Genomic DNA, 19,350 nt, shown 5'->3' on the forward strand with positions numbered 1-19,350 from the left:
GGTCGGAGCGGTCTCGGCGAAGTGGCCACATCGCTCGCGGAGTACGCAGCGGGAGCCCTAAATCTAGGCAGCGTGATGTCTTGAAGCCACACGCGTGGGGGGTCGAATCGCGCAACCGGCGGCACGTCTTGAACGGGATGGGGGCCGCGGTCTACAATTTGCTGTTGAGAAGCTCTTCCCAGGGATCGGCGCCCCGAAGCCTCGACGGTTGCGAGCCGCTTTCTCAACCCACCTCATCGTCCGGCCGTGACGTTTCGACTCGTCCAGTCTTCACCCGCGAACGTTGAATCTGCTCTTTGCCAAATGGAATCCGGCGGATCTCTCGATCTCTCCGGAGCGTTCGTCGTTTCGCCTGCGCCCGATCGGCGGGGCGGGGCGCCCAGGACGGGAACCAATACAACCAGCGAGCGGCGGGGGCTTTACAGCCGTGGTGCGAAAAATCGATCGCGACGCCAGTCGTTTCAAGCAGATCGTCCGGGGCAAGATCAAGTCCGACCTGCGCAAGTACATCACGCACGGCGAGCTGATCGGCAAGTCGGGCGGCGAATTCGTGTCGATCCCGCTCCCCCAGATCGAGATCCCCGAGTTCCGCTACGGCGAGAAGAACCGCGGCGGGGTGGGGCAGGGGCCCGGTGACGTCGGCACGCCGATCGGCCGCTCCGACGACGGCGACTCGGGCTCGGGCGCCGGAGAGGCCCCCGGTCATCACATCCTCGAAGTGGAGCTGACGCTCGACGACCTGGCCCAGATCCTGGGCGAGGAGCTCGCCCTGCCGCGGATCCAGCCCAAGGGACGGGCCAACATCATCGAGGAGAAAGACAAGTACACCGGCATCCGCCAGACCGGCCCGGAGAGCCTCCGCCACTTCAAGCGGACCTACAAGAAGGCCCTCAAACGCCAGATCGCTTCGAGCCAGTACGACCCCCGCGACCCGTTGGTGATCCCGATCCGCGAGGACAAACTCTATCGCTCGTGGAACCCGATCACGTCGCCCCAGTTCAACGCCGTCGTGCTCTACCTGATGGACGTCTCCGGCTCGATGACCGACGATCAGAAGGAGATCGTCCGGACCGAGGCCTTCTGGATCGACACCTGGCTCAAGAGCCAGTATGACGGCGTGACGACCCGTTACATCATCCACGACGCGGTCGCCCGCGAGGTCGACGAGCACACCTTCTATCACACCCGAGAGAGCGGCGGGACGCGGATCAGCTCGGCGTACAACCTGGCGAACAAGCTCATCGAGGAGTTCCATTCGCCGATGGACTGGAACATCTACGTCCTGCACTTCTCCGACGGCGACAACTGGGGCGAGGACAACCGCCAGTGCATCGGGCTGCTCCGCGATCAGCTCCTGCCGAAGTGCAACCTCTTCTGCTACGGCCAGGTCGAGAGCCCCTACGGGTCCGGCGAGTTCTATCGCGAGCTGGAAGAGGCGTTCGACGAGGTCCCCAACATGGCGCTCTCGGAGATCCGCAACAAGGAAGGCATCTACGAATCGATCAAGGAATTCCTGGGGCGGGGACGCTAGCCGACGTCGGCGCGACGCGGGACGGCATAACGAAGTGAGGGAGGGGCCCGGATCATGTCGACCGTCAACACCCATGACCTGCCCGCCGACCTGCGGGCCATCCAGATCGAGACCGAGGGGCACGCCCGCGACTACGGGCTCGATTTCTACGAGACCATCTTCGAGGTCCTCGACTACGACGAAATCTCGATGATCGCCGCGTTCGGCGGCTTCCCGACCCGCTACCCGCACTGGCGGTTCGGAATGGAGTACCAGCAGCTCTCGAAGGGCTATCGCTACGGGCTCCAGAAGATCTACGAGATGGTCATCAACAACGACCCTTGTTACGCCTATCTCCTGCGCTGCAATCAGCTCGTCGACCAGAAACTCGTCATGGCCCACGTCTACGGCCATAACGACTTCTTCAAGAACAACATCTGGTTCAGTCAGACCAACCGCAAGATGATGGACGAGACGGCGAACCACGGCAGCCGAATTCGCTCTCACATGGAGCGGAACGGCGAAGACGCGGTCGAGAGCTTTATCGATTCCTGCCTGTCGCTCGAGAACTTGATCGACGTCTACTCGCCCCACATCAAGCGCCGGGAGTCGGTGAACCGCTACGACTTCGACGAGGGCGGCGAGGAGAACCGCCAGCCGTCGAAGTTCCAGAGCAAGTCCTACATGGACGATTTCATCAACCCGCCCGCCGTCCTGAAGGAGGAGCAGCGCCAGCGGGATTCGGACCGCGAGAAGGCCAAGCCGTCGTCATTCCCGGAGCATCCCGAACGCGACGTTCTCCTGTTCCTGATCGAGCACGCTCCGCTCAAACCCTGGCAACGCGATGTGCTGACCATCGTCCGCGAGGAGGCTTACTACTTCGCTCCACAGGGTCAGACCAAGATCATGAACGAGGGCTGGGCCTCTTTCTGGCACTCGACCATCATGACCCAGAAGATCCTCCACCCATCGGAGCTCCTCGACTACGCCGACCACCACTCGGGCACCATGGCGACCCAACCGGGCCGGCTCAATCCTTATAAGCTGGGCATCGAGCTCCTCCGGGACATCGAGGAGCGCTGGAACAAGGGCCAATTCGGCCCCGAATGGGAGGAGTGCGACGACTACCAGGTCAAGCGTCACTGGGACAAGCAGCTCGGCCTCGGCCGCAAGAAGATCTTCGAGGTGAGGCGCATCCACAACGACGTGACGTTCATCGACACGTTCCTGACGCAGGACTTCTGCAAGCGTCACCAGCTTTTCAGCTTCAAGCACAACGACCAGAACGACCTCTACGAGATCGAGAGCCGGGAGTTCAAGAAGATCAAGGAGCGGCTCCTGTTCAACTTGACCAACTTCGGCCAACCCATCATCCGGGTCAAGGACGGCAACTTCCGCAACCGCGGCGAGCTGTACCTGGGCCAGGAGCATTTCGGCGTCGACTTACGCCTGGACTACGCCCAGGACACCATTCGCCATCTTCACCGCCTCTGGACGCGTCCGGTCCACCTGGAAACGACCGTCGACGGGCGGCCCACCTTACTTTCGTTTGACGGAACCGACCACTCGATCCGCCCTTTGGGAGGTGCGTCCCATGACGTTGAGCCGAAAGATCGCCGCCGCGCTTGATGAGAACACCAAGGCCTATATCCTGCCGTGCTCGATCACGGTCGACGACGGCCCTGATCGCGTGACCCTGAACATGACGGCCCTCGACTCCGTCGGCGTCGCGCTCGACGCCCTCGAATATCTCGCGACCGATCGGAAGGGATGGACGCCCGAAGCGCTCAACGCATGGGGCGACCGCTTGTCGAAGCGCGTATCCTACCTCTTGGAACCCTTGAAGGTCCTCGAGAGCGACGGCGGGCTCGGCGAGGTGATGCTTCGCAGCCAGGCCCCGACGTCGCGGGACGAATCCCTGGGTTACTACGAGATTCGACTGAACCGAAGCGGCTCTTGCAAGGTGGAGCGTTGTTTCTTCGATACGAGGGGGCGGACACGGCGACGGACGAGCTGCCACCTGACCCGGGAGGTCGTCGAGCGGCTGGCCGACGACATCGCCGCAGCCTCGCGCTGAGGCGGTCGCCTCGTTAAGTCAGAAGGTCGACTCGGAGCCGGCGGCCGACCCATCGGCCGCCGGCTCCTCGCTTTGACCCTCGAACGCCGCGCCGACGCGGCTTCCCGTCTCGTGCCCCGGCGAGTTTCGATTGCGTCCGACGACCCTGGCGGCGACGTGGTACCCGCAGCAGCGAGGGCAACGGTAGATGACGAGCCGGCGCCCATTCAATTTGCGCCCGGTGGCCCGATTCCAGACTTCCATCGCGACCAGGTGCGCCTGGGCGCCCTGTCGATCGGGATAAAAGACGCGACGACATTCAGGGTCGAATTCGGGCAGAATCATCAGAGGCGACATGCCCTGGAGCCTCCTCGAACGTGGCGGGTCTTCTCGGCGTCCCTTGCCGATGGCGACTCGCGAGGATCCTGCCTCTCGACGAGGGTGCGGAACAGTGTCTCGTCGCCAGCATCCAACAATGTGGCCTTGAGTGCGATCAAATAACGGTCCCTGCTGGCGTCTAGTGACCTTGGAACTTGGAAGTTTGCTGTGGTTCTTCATCTCCCGGAGCCGTTGCTACGGCCCCTAATCTTGTCCCGTAACCCGAAACCTTGCTGGCGGCGGGGGTTGCTTGAGGGATGGGTCTTCGCGGGTTAGATTAGGTGTGGCCGCCAGGCGACGTCAGCGTGGCTCCGAGAGTGCGTCCAACAGGCAATTCACGAGGCGTCCGCGGGGCGGTTCAGGATCCGGCATGCTCGATCCCAAGACATCGCGATTCTGGAAGGCCGCGCTTCAAAGCGGTCTCCTCGACGCCGAGGCGCTCGCCGCCTGCTGGGACGCCATCTCCCCCGAAAAACGCGACGACGCGGAGCATCTCGACCGTCGTCTCGGGCGTCAGGCCGTGTATCTCCAGCGTCTGACGCTTTGGCAGGCGCAACAGCTGCTCGCCGGCCGAATCACCGGTTTTCAAGTCGATCGCTACATCCTTCAGGAACTGATCGGTCAGGGCGGTATGGGTCGCGTCTACCGCGCGAAGGACACTCGTCTCGATCGCCACGTGGCGTTGAAGATCCTCTCGCCCGAGCGAATGAACAACCCCCGAGCAATCGCGCGATTCCAGCGTGAGGCGAAGGTCGGGGCACAGCTTCAGCACGAAAACCTCGTTCGACTGTACGACTTCGGCGAATCTCAAGGTCGTCATTTCCTGGTCATGGAGTTCATCGAGGGCAAAACCCTCGGCTTCTACATAGCGACTCAGGGACGGATCCCGCCAGCGGTCGCGGCGCGGTTCTGTCGACAGGTGGCGCTCGGGCTCGATCACGCCCACGGCAAAGGGCTGATCCACCGGGACGTGAACCCGTATAACGTCATCGTGACCAAGGAAGGGATCGCCAAGCTCGCCGACATGGGCCTGGCCATCGACCTGGCCGACGAGGGGAAGGTCACACGCGATGGCGCGACGGTCGGTACGTTCGACTACGTCGCACCGGAGCAGGCCCGACACTCCCACTCGGCCGACATCCGAAGCGACATCTATTCATTGGGTTGCACCTTCTATCACATGGTCGCGGGTCAGGTCCCGTTTCCGCATCCAGGGCTCGCCGAGAAGCTTTTCGCACACCAGTCCCAGGAAGCAGCCCCACTTGCCGGCCTGACACCTGACGTCCCTCCCGGATTGGCCGAAGTCGTCGGGAAGATGATGCGGAAGAAACCTGAGGAGCGTTTCCAGAATCCGCAGGAGGTCGCAGCAGCCTTACGCCCCTACACGGAGAGAAGTCCCGTCGAACGCGAGGCCGTCATCGCGGTCGGAGCGACGGGCGGGGACGTGCGAGCCCCTGAACGCGGCGATCTCGGGTCGGGAGACGCGCCGACGAGCACGACGGGCGGGAGCGACGTCGGGAACGAGGCGTCACAGGAATTCTCGATCCAGGTCGACCTCGGACCGGCTCCCTCATTGACCGGATCAGTGCGCAATCCCCGGCCCTGGTTCGGAACAGCCGGACCCAGGCCTCCCTCCGGGTGCGACTCGACTTCCTCGGGCTCGGACTCGGGTTCCGCCGTATCCGCGTCACGTCTCGACTTACCGGCCGGCCCCGGCCGCCCCCGCTGGCAGAAGGCCGCCATGCTTCTCGGCCTCCTCGCGAGCGGCCTCGCCGTCGAGGAGGGCGTGCGACGATCGCTTGGACGGGGCGACGCCCAAGTCAGACGCCCGACTCTCTCCGCGAATGTGGCAAAAGGAGCTTCGCCGGGTCGAGTCATGCCGCCGATCGACTGGGACAAGTCGCCGGTGGCGGTCTTGCAGCCTGACGGCTCCATGGCGTCCGCCCCCGACCTACTTCGTGCGATGGAGACGGCCCTCGGCGGCAAGGGTATCGTGGTCCTGCGGGGTGGGACGCCCATCGAACTCCAGGCCGGCGAAGGCCATTCGATCTCGGGCCGCGGCACTCTTCAGATCCAGGGCGTCGAAGGCGAGACGACGGTGTTGAAAATCGCCCTCGACGCCGCGAAGCCATTCCTGGCGACCGGGTCCGGCGTGAATCTCGTGCTGAAGAATCTGACCATCGAGGTCAGTCGTCCTGCGGTTCCGAGCGTAGCGGCCTCTCCCGCTCCCGCGCCACCTGCTTTGATCATGGCCGCCGGCAAGGCCCTCCTGGAGCACTGCGCCATTCGGACCGCGCCGACTCATGGGTATCCGGGCTCGTGTGCGATCGTCTCGAACGGTGGAGGCTTGAGCGTCACCCACTGCTGGTTCGAAGGATTCGAGACGGCCGTCGAGATCAGGGCGTTGGCGGGCAACGATCACATCCTGAGACAGTCCATGTTTGTCCCCGGCGGCACTCCCTCGGAAGCGGTGAAGTCGGGAAAGCCCGTGCGGCGGGGCTGGGCGGCCCGGATCGTCTTCGAGGGGGGGGGAGTCCCGAGAGGGGGGCGATCGGTGCGTTTCGATCACTGCACCTTCGTCGGCGAGGGCCTCTCGCAGATTGTGGGTTTTACGGGCCGTTCCCCGTTGCGACTGGATGCGGTCGGCTGTGCGGCGCGCGTCGAACGCCTGCTCGGCTGGTCGGGCTCGCCGTCGGACGCATCCTGGACCCCAAAGTCCCTGACGTGGACGGGCGTCGATAACCAGTTGGACGTCGCCGGCGATGTATGGATCTCGACGGCCGAGGCCGCCCCGACCGTGTCGGGGGCCGACGAATGGGCCCGGATCTATTCGGAAAAGGGGCTGAATCGGGCGGCGATCCAGTTCACTATGGCCCCCCTGACGCCCGACGGCCGACTGAGTCCGCAAGCTTACTCGATCGTCCGAGCGACTTCACCGACGCCAGGGGCGGACCCCTATGAGGTCGGACCCAAGCCGTGAAAGGCATTCCCTCGCGGGCGTCAGGTCCCTTCTTCGCCAAGCAGGTGCTGGCTGGACTTCAAGATCCGCTGCTGACGCGACCGGGAAGCGTTGCCAGCCGACGGGGCGATGCTCTGCGCCTCGAGGTCGGCGAGGTTGGCCTGGCAGAACGGGCACTCGACGATTTCGAGGTGGAATTGGAAGTAGGCGCCCAGATCGGGATCGAGCGCGTCGAGTAGATAGCTGCCGAGCTGCTGACGGGTCGGGCAGGTCAACCGAGAGCGACGCCAGATGGCGCCCAGGCTGTGTAGCTGGAAATCGTCGCGGTCGTTCCGGACGTCCTCGAGGCGGGCTCGCAGCACGGCCGATTCTCGCAAAGTCCGCTCGACTCGCGCCATTTCCTCAGGGGGGAGCTGGTCGGCCAGGTAGGCGCGGAGCGTCTCCTCGTCGATCGAGGAGGGCCCAGGGATCGGGTCTTCGCGAGTCATGCCGCCGTCACCCCTCGTTCAGGTCGTCGAGGCTCATCCCGGAGCGACGAGCCATGTCCTTGAGCCGCGCGATCGTCTGGAACTTGTAGCTGGCCACCGCCTGCTCCGTAAGGCCCAACTTCCGGGCGGCGTCCTTGTTGGCCCAGCCCTTCACGATGAGCAATTCCATGCAACGGATGCGGTCGTAGTCGCCGCGCGCCAGCCATTCGCGGACAAGTTGGCCCATCGATTCGCTGAGAACCCGTTCTTCCTCGCGACGGCGCTCGCCGCTCCGAGCGATGCTCGACGCGGCGCGGGCCCCGCCGGGCACCTCGTCGAGCGGCCGGCCGTGATCGTCGGAACCGAACTGGTCGATCGGCCGTCGGCCCTGTTTGCGCAGGTGGTCGGTCAGCTTGTGCGCGGCGATTGAGAAAAGGTAGGCTTCGATGTCTCGCTTCTCGTCGTAGTGAGGCAGACTGGTCAAGAAGCCGATGAACGTCTCCTGGACGACGTCCTCGCTCGCGGCTCGATCGCGGAGGCGGCTGTCGACGAAGGCCAGGAGCCGACCCTCGAAACGCTCGATGAGTTGTCGCCACGCCAGGGAGTTTCCCGCGCGGACCTGCCGGACGACAAGGGCGTCGGAATCGGACGTCGCCATCAGTGGAGGTGTCCCGACTGGATGTGGCCCGATTCCACGGTTCGCCGTCGGGCCTCAGAGAATTCTAACTCCGCCGATGGCTTGTTGGCTATGAAATCCCGTAGCACCCATGCGCGGGGCCCGCCGTTTGCGACAGGCATCGTCAGGCGAGGAACTGATACAGCAAAACCCCCGAAGCCCCGACGGCGGCCGCCGCCGCGAGGCGGAGCCGGGCAGTGTAATAGCCCTTGGTCGCCTCATCGGCGCGGATATAGCCCGACGTGGCTCCCAAGCAGATCAGGAGGAAGCCGAGCAAGGCCCCGAGTTTGAGAGTGCGAGACTCGACGACGTCGCGACGATAGGCGTCGACCAGCCGCTCGCGCCGGCCGGCCCCGAAGTCGGCGTCGAACACGGCGGTATAGACGGTTCCATACGGCTTCACTTGTGGCGTGATCCGGGTTTCCTCGACCATCTCGTCGATCAGGTGTGCCGGGGACGACCAGGTCGTCGGTACCTGCGGATCCAGCCAGGTCGCTACCTCGCGTTCGAGGGCCCGCCTGGCGTCGGCCTTGGCACGTTCCTCGGTCGCCGAGACCTGGCCGGCGACCTCACGCACGTTCGTCTCACCCTCAACGGAGGCCGGCGAGGTCCTCGTCTCGGGTGATCTTCGAGGATGCATCGAGTTCACGACTCGACGGACTCGCTCGAGGACGGGCCGTCGGTCGGCCTGATTCATGCGGTGATGCGAGATCGAATACAGCACGACCGCCGCGAGTCCAGCCAGGATCAGGAATTTCAGCAAACGTTTCATGGGAGTCAGTCCATCTCCGACGTCGGGGCCCGTTCGACGATTTCGTCCGTCCGGATTCACGCCGCCCGGGTCCGCCCCTGGGCCTTCTCAAGGGTGCGTAGGTACCGCGTGTAAAGCGACGCCTGTTCGCTCCACGGGCTGACGACCTGGACGACAACGACCATGATCGTCGCGAGCGCCACACCCTCGGCGGGGTGGTTTTCCCAGAGCGGGCTCACGAGACCGGCCAGGACCAACGTCCACGCGATCGGCGCGAGGCGGAATCGCTTCGTTCGGTCTCGAGCGGCCTGGCCCGACCAGCCCGACGCGACCCCGAAGAGCGCCGCGAAGTAAATCGGGGCGAGGCCGGCCGAGCGCTGGTCCAGCATCAGCCCCTGGGACAGCAGGAAGGCCCCGCCGCCCACGGCCGCCCCGGCGATCAGCGCGGCGACGCGGCGGCCGACGGCGTCGACGTTGCGTCCCTCCAGGAACTTGTTCAGGCCTAGCGACGCCCAGGTGCCGAGTAGCGCCGTGCCATACAGGAAGACGATCCTCGGGACGTCGTGGGCGAGATCGACGTCGAGCAGGGCGGCCGCCGGCGGTACGAGCAAACCTATCATCAAGGCCGCCCAGAGCATCGAGGCGGTGACCTCGGCAACGCGCGCCCGGCCGGTCGTCTCCGGCGGGGGTTCGGGGGGTCGAGGGACGGGCCGCTCGGCGACGGGCGCGACGTATTCGGGTACTCGAGGGGCCTCGCGTAAGAATCCCGCCGCCCGCACGGGGGGTCGCGTCCCCTGACGCTTCGCCGCCCCACGCATCCGTTTCCAGTCGGCTTTGAGTCGATCCTGGAGTCGGGGTTCCGTCCGCGGCGGCAGAGTGTCGGGTCCGATGTAGAAGACCGGCTCTTCGGCCTCGATGCGGTGGACATCCTCGGGGCGGCCGGCCGGCGGTTCGCCGACCCCCTTGGCGCCGATGATACGGATGTCGGGCGAGCGCGGGGTGTCGGCCGGGAGCAGCAGGTCGTAAATCTGCGCGGGCCTTTGATTCGGGTCCTTTGCCAGCGCCCGCGAGACGATCCCCCGGTATTCCGCGGGCAAGGTCGAGACGTCCGCCCGCGCCGTGAGGTGCTTCATCAGGATCTCGTTGACCGTCTCGCCGTCGAAAGGCACGCGACCCGTCAACATCTCATAGAGAATAACTCCGACGGCGTAGATGTCGATCGGCTTGTTGTATTTGCCAGACCCGATCTCCGGGGCCATGTAGTGGCAGGTGCCGATGCTCTCGGAGTGCTCGCTGCCATGGCTCGCGGTGATGAGCTTCGCCAGGCCGTAGTCGCCGATCTTTACTGTCCCTTCCTCCATGAACAGATTGGCCGGCTTGAGGTCGCGGTGGACGACGCCGTGGTCGTGCAGGTAAGCGACGCCCTCGGTCAGCCCTTTCAGCCAGTGGCGCACCTCGTCCGACGGCAAACCCCGCGGATGCTGACGCAGCACGTGGGCCAGGCTGGGCCCCGCGACGTACTCCATGACCACGAACGCGTCGCCGGCGTCGTTGGTCTTCAGGTCGAAGATGGTCAGGAGATTCGGGTGTTTCAGGTTCATGCACTGCACGACGCCGCGACGCTCGACGTCGAGGTTGCGGAGGATGAGCTTGAGGGCCACTTCCTTGCCCGAGTCCGAGGTCGCGTAATAGACCTCGCCGAACCCCCCGCGGCCGACGGCGCGCTTGATCGTGTAGCCGTCGAGCGGGCGGTCTCCGGAGCCGAACGCGAAACGACCGTTGAGCTGTCTCGAAGACGAGGATTCCGGCATTGAGGTGTTTCCCGTCGCGCTTCCGGAGCCAGGGCCCGACTCCTCATCGGTATGGTAAGGGGCCGTCTCAGCCATGGGGTTCCCGACTCGGTCGGCGGCCGTGGCGTTCATCGGTTGCTCAGCTCCAGGGGCCGGTTGCTGTTCGCGTCGATCCACGTCTTGGTCCTTCCCGGCCTATCGTCAGTTCGCCGAGGATGAGAAAATGTTGATCGACGGGGACGGATTTTCCCGACTCACCGGGGCCGCGTCCGCGTCTCGCGCGACGGTCCATCAGACCGGGTTGGAGCCCAGCGGCTCCAGGCTGAACGAGAAGCCCTCGCCCAGCACGCTGGATGTCAGAGTCAAGGGCGCGCGAGAGACGCAGGGGCGGCCGTCGACCTCGAATCCACCCTTGGCCCGGCACCACAACGAGGCGCCCTGGCGATAGAGGACGACGGGGTCGCGAAGCGTCGGCGCCGGTATGTGGGCCTGGCTCGCAGGGCCTACGATGCAGGTGTCGGCCATGAGCAGCACCCCGTCGACCGCGATCGGCAGGCGATGTCGGCTGATGATGGCCAACCGGGCCGTCGCACTGAAGGGGCTGGGCTGGCGGAATTCCAACTCGACCGTCGATCCCAGGCGGATCACGTCGCCGCTGCGTAGCACGGTCGGCTCGTTCACGCGGCGGCCGTTGACGAACGAGTCGCGATGCGGCTCGAGCATGTAGCTCTCGCTGCCGCGGACGAGCGTGGCATGGTTGCGGGACAGGTCTCCCATCAAGGGGACGTCGGCTGGGCTGTCGGCCCCCGCCCGACCCAGGACGATGCGGTCTTCAAGGCAGACGAGGAAGCCGCCGACGGCGTCCGCCCACAGGAGGAATCGTCCCCGAGGTCCCGTCGCCGAGGCGCGGGCGAGAGGCCGGACCGGCGCGGGATCGACGCGACGGCTGGCTGGGGCGGCGGGCCCCAGGATCGGGAACACGCGGCATTCGCCTTCCCCCTTCTGGGGCGGGGCCTCGTCGCCCGGGTCGGCGACGGGGTTCGACGTTCGAACGACGCGCGCCGGCTCGGCCGGCCGGCGCGCCCATTGCGAACCGCTAGAGGGGCCGATGGCGGCGATCTGCTGCCATGCCTTGGCCCGCGCTTGGCGCGCAGCAGGATGTTCCGGGACGCACGCGACGACGGCTTCCGCCGCGGCCAGGATCTTTGGCCAGTCGCCGCCGGACAGGGCCGTGTAGAGGGCTTCGACCATCGGGGCGGCCGTCTTTTGGCGGGCCTCCAGGTCGCGTCGGGCCGAGGCGACCGCGTTCTGGGCGGCGATCGCGCCGGCACCGGCGGCGAGGCGCTCGGCGCGGTCGAGATTCTCGTGGGCCTCGCCGAACTCGCCGCGGCGGGCCTCGGCCGTGGCCAGCCGCCAGGCCTCGGCGATCTCGCGGAAGCGGCGGAGAGCCGGCCCGCTGATCTTGTCCCGGGCCAGGGCTTCGATCCGCTCCAGCGCCCGGATCGGCTCGCCGACGTCGAGGTCGGCGCGGATCTCGTCGGCGACCCGGTCGGCCATGCCGAGCCTCGCGGCGGCCAGCGAGTCGGGCGGGGCGCCCAGCCGCTCGGCCAGGTGAAGGTCCTCGACGGCCCCGGAGATATCGTCGCTGCCGGCGCGGCGGGCGGCCCGTGCGATCAGGTCGAGGCCGAGGCGACCACGGAACTGCACCGCCTGCTGATGGTCGGCGACCTCGGGCCGGCCGGCCAGGGCGTAAGCTTCCTCGAACTTCCCACCCCGTGCGGCCTCTTCGGCCTGCCGCAGGAGGATCCGCCATTGCCCCATCATGGTTGATTCGCCGCCCGGAGTGGCCATGGGGTTTTCATTCTCCGCCATCTTACGCTGTGTGCCTGACGTCGCTCAACCCGTCGAGCGAGGCGTCCTGAGGGCCGGGGTCCGTCGTTCAGGCCTCGCGTCGGCGGGACGCGAAAGGCGGGGAGGTCGTGATCGCCGGCCCGCCCTCCCGAGAGGGAATCGGACGAGGCCGGCCGGTCGCCGCGAAATCGGGCGGCCGACCGGCCCCGGAGGGTTCCGCGGGTCGCGGGCGTCAGAGGCTCTTGCCGTTGGCCTTGGCCTCGGGGCTCGGTGTCGACGCGGGCGTGAACTCGGCGTCGATCTCCTTGACCACGTCGCGGCCGGGGGCGACCTCGACCGGGACGCCGGATTCGGCGTAGCGGCCCTCGATCTCGGCGTTGCGGGCCATCACCTCGAGCCGCTTCTCAAGGTCGTTGACGGTCTCCTTGGCGTGCGACAGGGCGCTGCCGTCGAGCTGGACGTCGTTCGTGGCCTGGGTGGCCTCGATCTGCCGCAGCCGGGCCTCGATCTCGTCGAGCTTGGTGGTGAGGGTCTTCTTCTGGGCCATCATCGTCGTGAGCTGCTTGCGGAAGGCGACGATCTCGCTCTGTTTGGCCTTGAGGGTCGACTCCTTGGCCTCGAGGATCTTCTTGACGTTGTTGTACGAGTCGTAGCGGCGGGCCAAGTCGTTCTTGACCTCGTCCTCGGTGTACGCCACGCGGCTGTGGCCGGCGAGGCGGTACTCGCCCGACTTCAGGCTCTCGCGGAGGGTCAGCATCGCGGTCTTCTCGCCGTCCATGTTGGAACGGATCGCGACGATCTCCTTGTCGAGGTGCTCGACGTCGACCTCGGCGCGGGCCAGCCGCTCGATGTTCTCGCGGATCGCCGGCTCGAGGCTGGCGATCTCCTCGCGGGCCCGGTCGATGTCGAAGGGCAGCGGGACGGACCCCTTCACATCCCGACGAACCTTGTGGAAGGCGGTCTTCACGTAGCTGGGGGCGTGTGAGCCGAACACCAGGAACAACGTCCCGGCGCCGAGGGCCGCACCAAGCAGCGACTTCTTGATCAACGAGCAGGCCATGCTGAGTCTCCTGAATCCCGGGAACCTTGGCGTTCGTCCGCGGACGACCTGAGCTTCTACGAACTGGATCGGCGGCGGTCGCATCGCAACCCGTCCGCCATACACAGGTAATTCGACGGGCCCCAATGTTTATTGAGCGAAAGGTCGCGTCGGAGATGCGAACCGTGGAACCCAGCCCTATACCTAACGACCTCGACCCGGAGACCGATGGCACCCGACCAGACCGACGACGTCGGATGCCGCACAGGAAGATTCGCCAAGGAGGTCGGAATTCCAGGGGGATTTTTGACTTGCTTTGTAAATACTCGTCCGGCCGATACTCACGAAGCGGCTGGAGAGGCCTTACGACCAGTCCAATCGTTGCAGCTTCAAGTCTTTTTCTAGACAAGAGTTCCATCTTGGCTTCGGCACGTGTCTTGCTCTGGTGGAAGCCGTCTTTCGGATCAGGCCGCCGTCGTCGACCGACTCGCGCGGCCTAGCCATGACGCCTCGCCCGCACCGATTTCCTCCGGCTCATCCGATCCCCGGCCGCTTCGACGCCTACCACGACGGATTTCGCCTCACGGCCGACCAGCGGACCGTGCTCGAGTCCCGAAGCGCTCCCGGTACGCCTTATCGAGTCTTCATCCAGAGAAAGGCAGGATATCCATGTCGAAGCTTCACTCCCCCTGGATCCTGACGCTCCTCTTCGCCGCCGCGTCTTCCAGCGCTAGCGCCCAGGACGCCGGATCCGGTCCCATCTCCCGTCTCGTCGGACGCCTCCGTCAGCCGTCGCACCAGCATCACCACGTCCACACTCAGCCGACCTCGCCGGCTTACACATACAACTACGCCCAGGCTCAATCCGCAGTCGCCCCGCAGGTCGCGAGCGTCGCCCAGCAGGCCGAGCCGGTCGCTCCCTCGACCGAGACTGCTGAGCAGGAGGCTGCCGACGCGGCCGCGCCTGTCGCCGAAGCCGCTCCCGCTAGCGAGTCGACGCCCGTCGCGGACCCGGCCACCGCGGCCGAGCCTGCCGCAGCGTACACCTATGCTACGACTGGCGACCCCTACGGCTTCATGAGCGTCCTGAACCGTATCCGGGCCTCGGCCGGGCTGCACCCGTTGGCTTACGACTCGGACCTGTCTTCATGGGCGCACCAGAACAACGCCGAGCAGTGCCGACGGGGGCTGGGTCATCACGTCAATCCTTCAGGCATCCAGAACTGTGCGTACAACTACACCGACGCCGATTCGACGGCGGCCGGCTGGATGAACTCGCCGGGCCATCGCCGCAACCTGCTCTCGCCCTCGGCGACCCATTTCGGCATCGCATTCGGTCCTGGCCCATACTGGACGCTCAACGCCCGCTGAAACGAACTGCCGCGAAAACGAGAAACGAGCCCTCCCAATCGGGAGGGCTCGTTTGCTTTTCGAAATCAACCTCGGGAATTCACGAGCTCGCCGAACTCAGGGACCGGAGGCGGGAGCGCGATTGGCTGTCTCCGTCGAGGGTGCGGGGAGGATCAAGCATTGTCCGACTCGAGGGCGTCCCTCGCGAGACAGGGCGTCCCGGTTCAACGCCATGATATCGAGGGCCTTCCTCTCGTCCCCGCACTTTTCCCGGGCGATGATGCGTAGCGTGTCGTCCGGCCGGACGATATGCACGGCGAACCCGCCCGACTCCGTCGATTCGGTCGACTGCACCGGCGTCGGGTTGAAGGAGGCCCGGACCGTCTCCTGATCGCGGCGCGGTCCGATCGGCTCCAGCCGCGGCACGGCGTCGTTCGACGGCGTCGACTGGGTCATGACCATCTTCGGATCCAGGTCGCCAAGACCTGGAACGACGAGGGCTTTGCCCGCCGTCAGGGCGTCGGGCCAGGTCACTCGATCTCGGTTTGCCCACCACAGAGCCCAGGCGTAACGGCCGTCTCCGTAAAACCTTCGGGCCAGCCCGTCGAAGGTCTCACCCTTGGCGGCCAGATGGCGTTGTGGAGCGGCCTTCGCCACCGCCTCTTCGTCGCGGCCCGTCCGCGAGACGTCGAAATCCTGAGGAGAAACCGGAACCTCGTCGGCGGAAGGCGTCGGCCAGGGCGAATGGATCGGCTTGACGACCGTCGGCTGCCCGCTGGCGAGCGCCTCGATGTGCGAGCCAGGATTGAGGGCTGTCGACGGTAGCCATGGCTGTGAAGACGCCCCCACCGGAATCGAGCTCGGTTCGGGTCGAGGACTTTCCAGAGGAACGACATTGCGCCCGTTGTGTCGTGGCAACGCATCGGCCACGGTCTCTCTCCGGTCGTTCGGCCCAGTAGTCCTACGGGCAATCCCAAGGAATCGACCCAGTGCGGCCAGTCGAGGAAATTCGGGCATGCTCGCCGTCGAAAACGCTTGAAGCGCCGACGACATGCGTTGCGGATGCCCTTCGCCGTCGCGAGGGGGACCGACGACGAGTTTCGGCGCTGTCGGCGAATCGGGCCGCGTCAGTGCGAGGGTTCCTCGCGATCCGGTGACGACGAGAGCGGGCACTCCGTCGCCGGCTTTCGATGAGACGATGTGGATCACCCCGTCGACCTTCTCGACGACGTCGACCAGCCTCAGAAGCTCGTTGATCGTCACCTTATCGAAGTCGACCGTGATCGTCCCATGGACCTTCGAATCGGAGGCGGCGACGCTCGGCTTCGCGGTCGCGAGGGGGGGGCCGTCGGTAACCGCTCGCCTCCCGGAAACTGCCGCGGCCGGGGACGCGAGAGAGTCCTGGGCGGGAGCCGAAGTCCCGACGACGCCCGCGGCGAGCCACAGCCCCAGGGCCGGGAAGATGATCCTCTTGCGTCGGATTCGGTTCAAGGGAACGTCCTCGCCGCTACGCTTGCCCCACCTCGCGCAGCACCATCGATGGCGCAAGGCGTCGAGGCCGGGCCGATGTCTTCCGTCCATCGGCGATGAACGGAGGCGTCGTCAGCCGGGCGACGTCCGCACGGCCATCGATGCTCTTCCTCCAATTTCGACCGCACTCGCTGGGAACTTAAAGGATTGCGCCGCCCTGGTGGATCGGTCGGGTCGATTCCATCGTCGGGGAAGTGACGATTTGAGTAGGAGGACCGGAAAAAGAATTGGACTAACTTGACGGGGTTTTCGGAATGATCTATGGTTAAATCAGACAGAGTTCGGAAGAACGAGGTTGCTCTGAGCGACAGATTCCGATGACCCTCGCACGAGACTGATAAGATCGAGCTACTGTGACGGGTAGCTCAGATCGACACAAACTCCCGCGAGGTTCTGTCTTAGGTCCAGTATCCTGCAAGCATTGATCGCTCTATCGAAAAGGCCTGCTATTCCGAATCGATATCGCTGCAGTGCTCGAACAGGATAAGCGGGCGCCGGGGTGACACCCGCCGCCCGCTTTTTTTTGCGTCTTGCCTTGCGAGGACGCATGACGGCAGGGAATCTCAGACGACGCAGAGGTCGACCGCCTCGGCGAGACTCGTGAGCGGGTCGCGGGCGGGGATGAACTCGTGCGCGAAGTAGACCTCGTCCTTGGTGTCGGCGATGGCGCGGGCGATAGCCTTGTAATTCAGCTCCTGCGACTCGTCGATCTCATGTCGGCCCGGGTTGCCGCCGGTGTGGTAGTGTCCGAAGGCGGCATGTTCCTTCTCGATCGTGCGGATGACGTCGCCTTCCATGATCTGCATGTGATAGATGTCGTACAACAGCTTGAAGTTGTTGGAGCCGACCCGCTTGACCAGCTCGACACCCCACTTGGAGTTGTCACACATGTAGTCGGCGTGGTCGACCTTGCTGTTCAGCAGCTCCATGTTGAGGATGATTTTGGCCTTCTCGGCGATCGGAACGATCTCCTTGAGGGCCTTGACGCAGTTGTCCATACCGACCCTGTCGTCGATTCCTCGGCGGTTGCCGGAGAAGCAAATGACGTTCCGCCAGCCTTCTTTGGAGGTCGCCTCGATCGCGGCGTTGATCATCTCCAGGGACTTGGCGTGGAACTTGGGCTCGCACAAGCCGTCGCTCAGCGGATGCGAGCCGACCATCGTGCAGATCAGGTCATACTTCTTGATCGTCGCGAAATCCGCCGGGCCGAGGAGATCGATCCCGACGAGGCCCATGCGCTTGGCCGCCGAGCACAGTTCGTCGAGTGGGATCTTGCCGTAACACCAGCGGCAGACGGATTGCTTGAGACGGCCCGTCGCGGCCGACTTCTTGTTCGAGTCGGCCGCCGCGTGGGTCGACGAGCCGCCCAAGGCGACTCCTGCGGCGACGGTGGCGGTGGCCGCTCGGATGAGATCGCGACGGGTCGATTCCGGCTTCGAAGAGAGGCTCATCGTCGGGTCCTTGTCGAGGGGATGGTGCCGCGGCGCGCCCAGGCTCGGGTCAGATTGAGGCCGTCGCGGGGTGGATCCAGGGGCTGCGATAGGGGCGCTGGAGCAGGGCGTTGGCCTCCTCGTCGCCGACGATCTTGTGATTGTCGGCGTCCCACGCCAGCGATCGGCCGAGCTTCTGCGACATGTTCGCCAGGATGCACGCGGTCGTCGAAAGATAGCCTTGCTCGATGTCGGCCACGGGCTTGCTTCGCCTGGCGATCGCGGAGAGGAAGTCGAGCATGTGGTAGCGAACCGCCGGTGCGACCTGCCGCTCCAGGTCCTTCTCCGTCTTGTCGACCGGATACTGTTCCAGCTCCATGGTGACGTCGCGGTGGAGCGCCGGCCCTTCATTGGGGATGAAGTCGTAACCGTTGATGCTGAACTTCAGGGTCCCCTTGTCGCCGTAGAGCGTGCCTCCCCAGGGATACTTCGGATCGGGCGAGGAGCCCCACGTCCGGTGCTGCCAGACGACGTCGAGCCCGTCGAACCGGAAGGTCGCGACCTGGGTGTCGGTCGTGTTGCTGGAACCTCCCTTCGCCATGACGATGCCCCCCTCCGAGGCGACCGTCCGGGGGGCGCCCAGGTCCAGCATCCAACGCACCGTGTCGAGCATGTGGATGCACATGTCGCCGATGATCCCGTTGCTGAACTCCATGTAGCCGCGCCAGCCGCGGGGGTGGATGCTCGGGTTGTAAGCCCGCATCGGGGCGGGGCCGACGAACATCTCCCAGTCGAGGTATTCCGGGGGCGGCCCTTCCGGGGGCGATCCGTCACTCCTCATGTGGTAATAGCAGTAGATTTCCGCGAGTCCGACCTTGCCGAGCTTACCCGCCTTGACGATGTCGTCGCGGGCCTCGATGAGATGCGGCGTGCTCCGGCGCTGGGTGCCCACCTGGACGACCCGGCCGTGCTTCCGTGCGGCGCGGAGCATCGCGGTCCCTTCGGCGATGTCGTGGCTGACCGGCTTCTGGACGTAGACGTCCGCCCCGGCCTCGACGGCGGCGATCATCGCCAGCGCGTGCCAGTGGTCGGGCGTGGCGACCAGGACGATGTCCAGGTCCTTCTCTTTGAGCATCTCGCGGTAGTCGCCGTAGGTCCGCGGCTTCTTCCTGGACGCCTGACGTTCCGCGACGATGTCGGCCGCGCCCGCCAGCATGTGCTGATCGACGTCCGCCATCGAGACGACCTCGACCGGGGCGACCTGGATCAGGCGGAGGAGGTCGATCTTGCCGTACCAGCCGGGACCGATGATCCCGACACGTTTCACCGGCTGGTCCCCGGCCTCCTCGGCCATGGCCCGGAAGGCCGTAGGAACCGACAGCCCCATCGCACCCGTCCTGAGAAAACCACGACGATCCATGAGATGCCCTCTTTCGACGCTTCCCCGAGCGGATGGCCGGCCCCTCGCATTGGCCCCACTGTATTCCCTTCGCGTCCGCCTCGCGAGAGTCTAGATGGGAAAACACCCCGCCCCGGATCGCGTCCGAGCCGAACCTCGACGTA

At 65.5% G+C, this 19,350-nt stretch carries 14 protein-coding genes; 5 read left to right on the forward strand and 9 right to left on the reverse strand.

Going from position 1 to position 19,350, the window contains the following annotated elements; all coding sequences use genetic code 11:
• The first annotated feature begins 427 nt into the window (after positions 1–427).
• From PZE19_RS07045 to PZE19_RS07060, 4 genes are all read left to right on the forward strand, one after another.
• On the forward strand, positions 428–1,531 hold the full coding sequence (locus PZE19_RS07045; RefSeq protein ID WP_277859867.1) for a DUF444 family protein: 1,104 nt from the start codon (positions 428–430) through the stop codon (positions 1,529–1,531).
• Between the two features lie 54 nt (positions 1,532–1,585).
• Positions 1,586–3,139 carry a SpoVR family protein gene (locus tag PZE19_RS07050; RefSeq protein WP_277859868.1) on the forward strand — a complete coding sequence of 518 codons (1,554 nt, stop codon included), beginning with the start codon at positions 1,586–1,588 and terminating at the stop codon, positions 3,137–3,139.
• Positions 3,105–3,587, forward strand: coding sequence for a hypothetical protein (locus tag PZE19_RS07055; RefSeq protein ID WP_277859869.1), 483 nt, complete (start codon positions 3,105–3,107; stop codon positions 3,585–3,587). Before PZE19_RS07050 ends, PZE19_RS07055 begins: the two co-directional genes overlap by 35 nt.
• Before the next feature lie 727 nt (positions 3,588–4,314).
• On the forward strand, positions 4,315–6,924 hold the full coding sequence (locus PZE19_RS07060; protein ID WP_277859870.1) for a serine/threonine-protein kinase: 2,610 nt from the start codon (positions 4,315–4,317) through the stop codon (positions 6,922–6,924).
• Between the two features lie 20 nt (positions 6,925–6,944).
• Here PZE19_RS07060 and PZE19_RS07065 read toward each other — a convergent pair whose 3' ends face one another.
• The 6 genes from PZE19_RS07065 to PZE19_RS07090 form a co-directional block, all read right to left on the reverse strand.
• A complete protein-coding gene (locus tag PZE19_RS07065) occupies positions 6,945–7,391 on the reverse strand; it encodes an anti-sigma factor (protein ID WP_277859871.1) in 447 nt (148 codons plus the stop codon).
• Between the two features lie 7 nt (positions 7,392–7,398).
• Positions 7,399–8,028, reverse strand: a complete 630-nt coding sequence (locus PZE19_RS07070; RefSeq protein ID WP_277859872.1) for an RNA polymerase sigma factor — start codon at positions 8,026–8,028, stop codon at positions 7,399–7,401.
• Positions 8,029–8,170: 142 nt separating this feature from the next.
• The gene (locus PZE19_RS07075) at positions 8,171–8,623 is read right to left on the reverse strand and encodes a hypothetical protein (RefSeq protein ID WP_277859873.1); all 453 of its coding nucleotides are present in this window, start codon (positions 8,621–8,623) and stop codon (positions 8,171–8,173) included.
• Positions 8,624–8,874: 251 nt separating this feature from the next.
• Positions 8,875–10,608, reverse strand: coding sequence for a serine/threonine-protein kinase (locus tag PZE19_RS07080; RefSeq protein WP_277859874.1), 1,734 nt, complete (start codon positions 10,606–10,608; stop codon positions 8,875–8,877).
• Positions 10,609–10,878: 270 nt separating this feature from the next.
• On the reverse strand, positions 10,879–12,411 hold the full coding sequence (locus PZE19_RS07085) for an FHA domain-containing protein (RefSeq protein WP_277859875.1): 1,533 nt from the start codon (positions 12,409–12,411) through the stop codon (positions 10,879–10,881).
• A 259-nt stretch (positions 12,412–12,670) separates the two neighbouring features.
• A complete protein-coding gene (locus PZE19_RS07090; RefSeq protein ID WP_277859876.1) occupies positions 12,671–13,498 on the reverse strand; it encodes a hypothetical protein in 828 nt (275 codons plus the stop codon).
• A gap of 648 nt (positions 13,499–14,146) precedes the next feature.
• On the opposite strand from PZE19_RS07090, the gene PZE19_RS07095 reads away from it, so the two are divergent.
• Positions 14,147–14,848: a CAP domain-containing protein gene (locus PZE19_RS07095; RefSeq protein ID WP_277859877.1), complete on the forward strand. Its 702-nt coding sequence runs from the start codon at positions 14,147–14,149 to the stop codon at positions 14,846–14,848.
• A 96-nt stretch (positions 14,849–14,944) separates the two neighbouring features.
• On the opposite strand, the gene PZE19_RS07100 is transcribed toward PZE19_RS07095, so the two are convergent.
• The 3 genes from PZE19_RS07100 to PZE19_RS07110 all read right to left on the reverse strand — a co-directional run bounded on the left by PZE19_RS07100 (position 14,945) and on the right by PZE19_RS07110 (position 19,207).
• Complete coding sequence (locus PZE19_RS07100; protein ID WP_277859878.1) at positions 14,945–16,318, reverse strand: LysM peptidoglycan-binding domain-containing protein; 1,374 nt, start codon at positions 16,316–16,318, stop codon at positions 14,945–14,947.
• 602 nt (positions 16,319–16,920) lie between these two features.
• Positions 16,921–17,808 carry a hydroxypyruvate isomerase family protein gene (locus PZE19_RS07105; RefSeq protein ID WP_277859879.1) on the reverse strand — a complete coding sequence of 296 codons (888 nt, stop codon included), beginning with the start codon at positions 17,806–17,808 and terminating at the stop codon, positions 16,921–16,923.
• Positions 17,809–17,857: 49 nt separating this feature from the next.
• Positions 17,858–19,207 (reverse strand): Gfo/Idh/MocA family protein, encoded by a 1,350-nt coding sequence (locus PZE19_RS07110; RefSeq protein WP_368411260.1) that lies wholly within the window; start codon positions 19,205–19,207, stop codon positions 17,858–17,860.
• Positions 19,208–19,350 lie beyond the last annotated feature (143 nt).

The organism is Paludisphaera mucosa (assembly GCF_029589435.1).
Lineage (GTDB): Bacteria > Planctomycetota > Planctomycetia > Isosphaerales > Isosphaeraceae > Paludisphaera > Paludisphaera mucosa.

Excerpts from the sequence above, each read along its gene's own strand:
- PZE19_RS07080 (WP_277859874.1), bottom strand. The coding sequence starts at position 10,608 with ATGCCGGAATCCTCGTCTTCGAGACAGCTCAACGGTCGTTTCGCGTTC.
- PZE19_RS07110 (WP_368411260.1), bottom strand. The coding sequence starts at position 19,207 with ATGGATCGTCGTGGTTTTCTCAGGACGGGTGCGATGGGGCTGTCGGTT.
- PZE19_RS07060 (WP_277859870.1), top strand. The coding sequence starts at position 4,315 with ATGCTCGATCCCAAGACATCGCGATTCTGGAAGGCCGCGCTTCAAAGC.
- PZE19_RS07050 (WP_277859868.1), top strand. The coding sequence starts at position 1,586 with ATGTCGACCGTCAACACCCATGACCTGCCCGCCGACCTGCGGGCCATC.
- PZE19_RS07090 (WP_277859876.1), bottom strand. The coding sequence starts at position 13,498 with ATGGCCTGCTCGTTGATCAAGAAGTCGCTGCTTGGTGCGGCCCTCGGC.
- PZE19_RS07055 (WP_277859869.1), top strand. The coding sequence starts at position 3,105 with ATGACGTTGAGCCGAAAGATCGCCGCCGCGCTTGATGAGAACACCAAG.
- PZE19_RS07070 (WP_277859872.1), bottom strand. The coding sequence starts at position 8,028 with ATGGCGACGTCCGATTCCGACGCCCTTGTCGTCCGGCAGGTCCGCGCG.
- PZE19_RS07065 (WP_277859871.1), bottom strand. The coding sequence starts at position 7,391 with ATGACTCGCGAAGACCCGATCCCTGGGCCCTCCTCGATCGACGAGGAG.
- PZE19_RS07095 (WP_277859877.1), top strand. The coding sequence starts at position 14,147 with ATGTCGAAGCTTCACTCCCCCTGGATCCTGACGCTCCTCTTCGCCGCC.
- PZE19_RS07085 (WP_277859875.1), bottom strand. The coding sequence starts at position 12,411 with ATGATGGGGCAATGGCGGATCCTCCTGCGGCAGGCCGAAGAGGCCGCA.
- PZE19_RS07105 (WP_277859879.1), bottom strand. The coding sequence starts at position 17,808 with ATGAGCCTCTCTTCGAAGCCGGAATCGACCCGTCGCGATCTCATCCGA.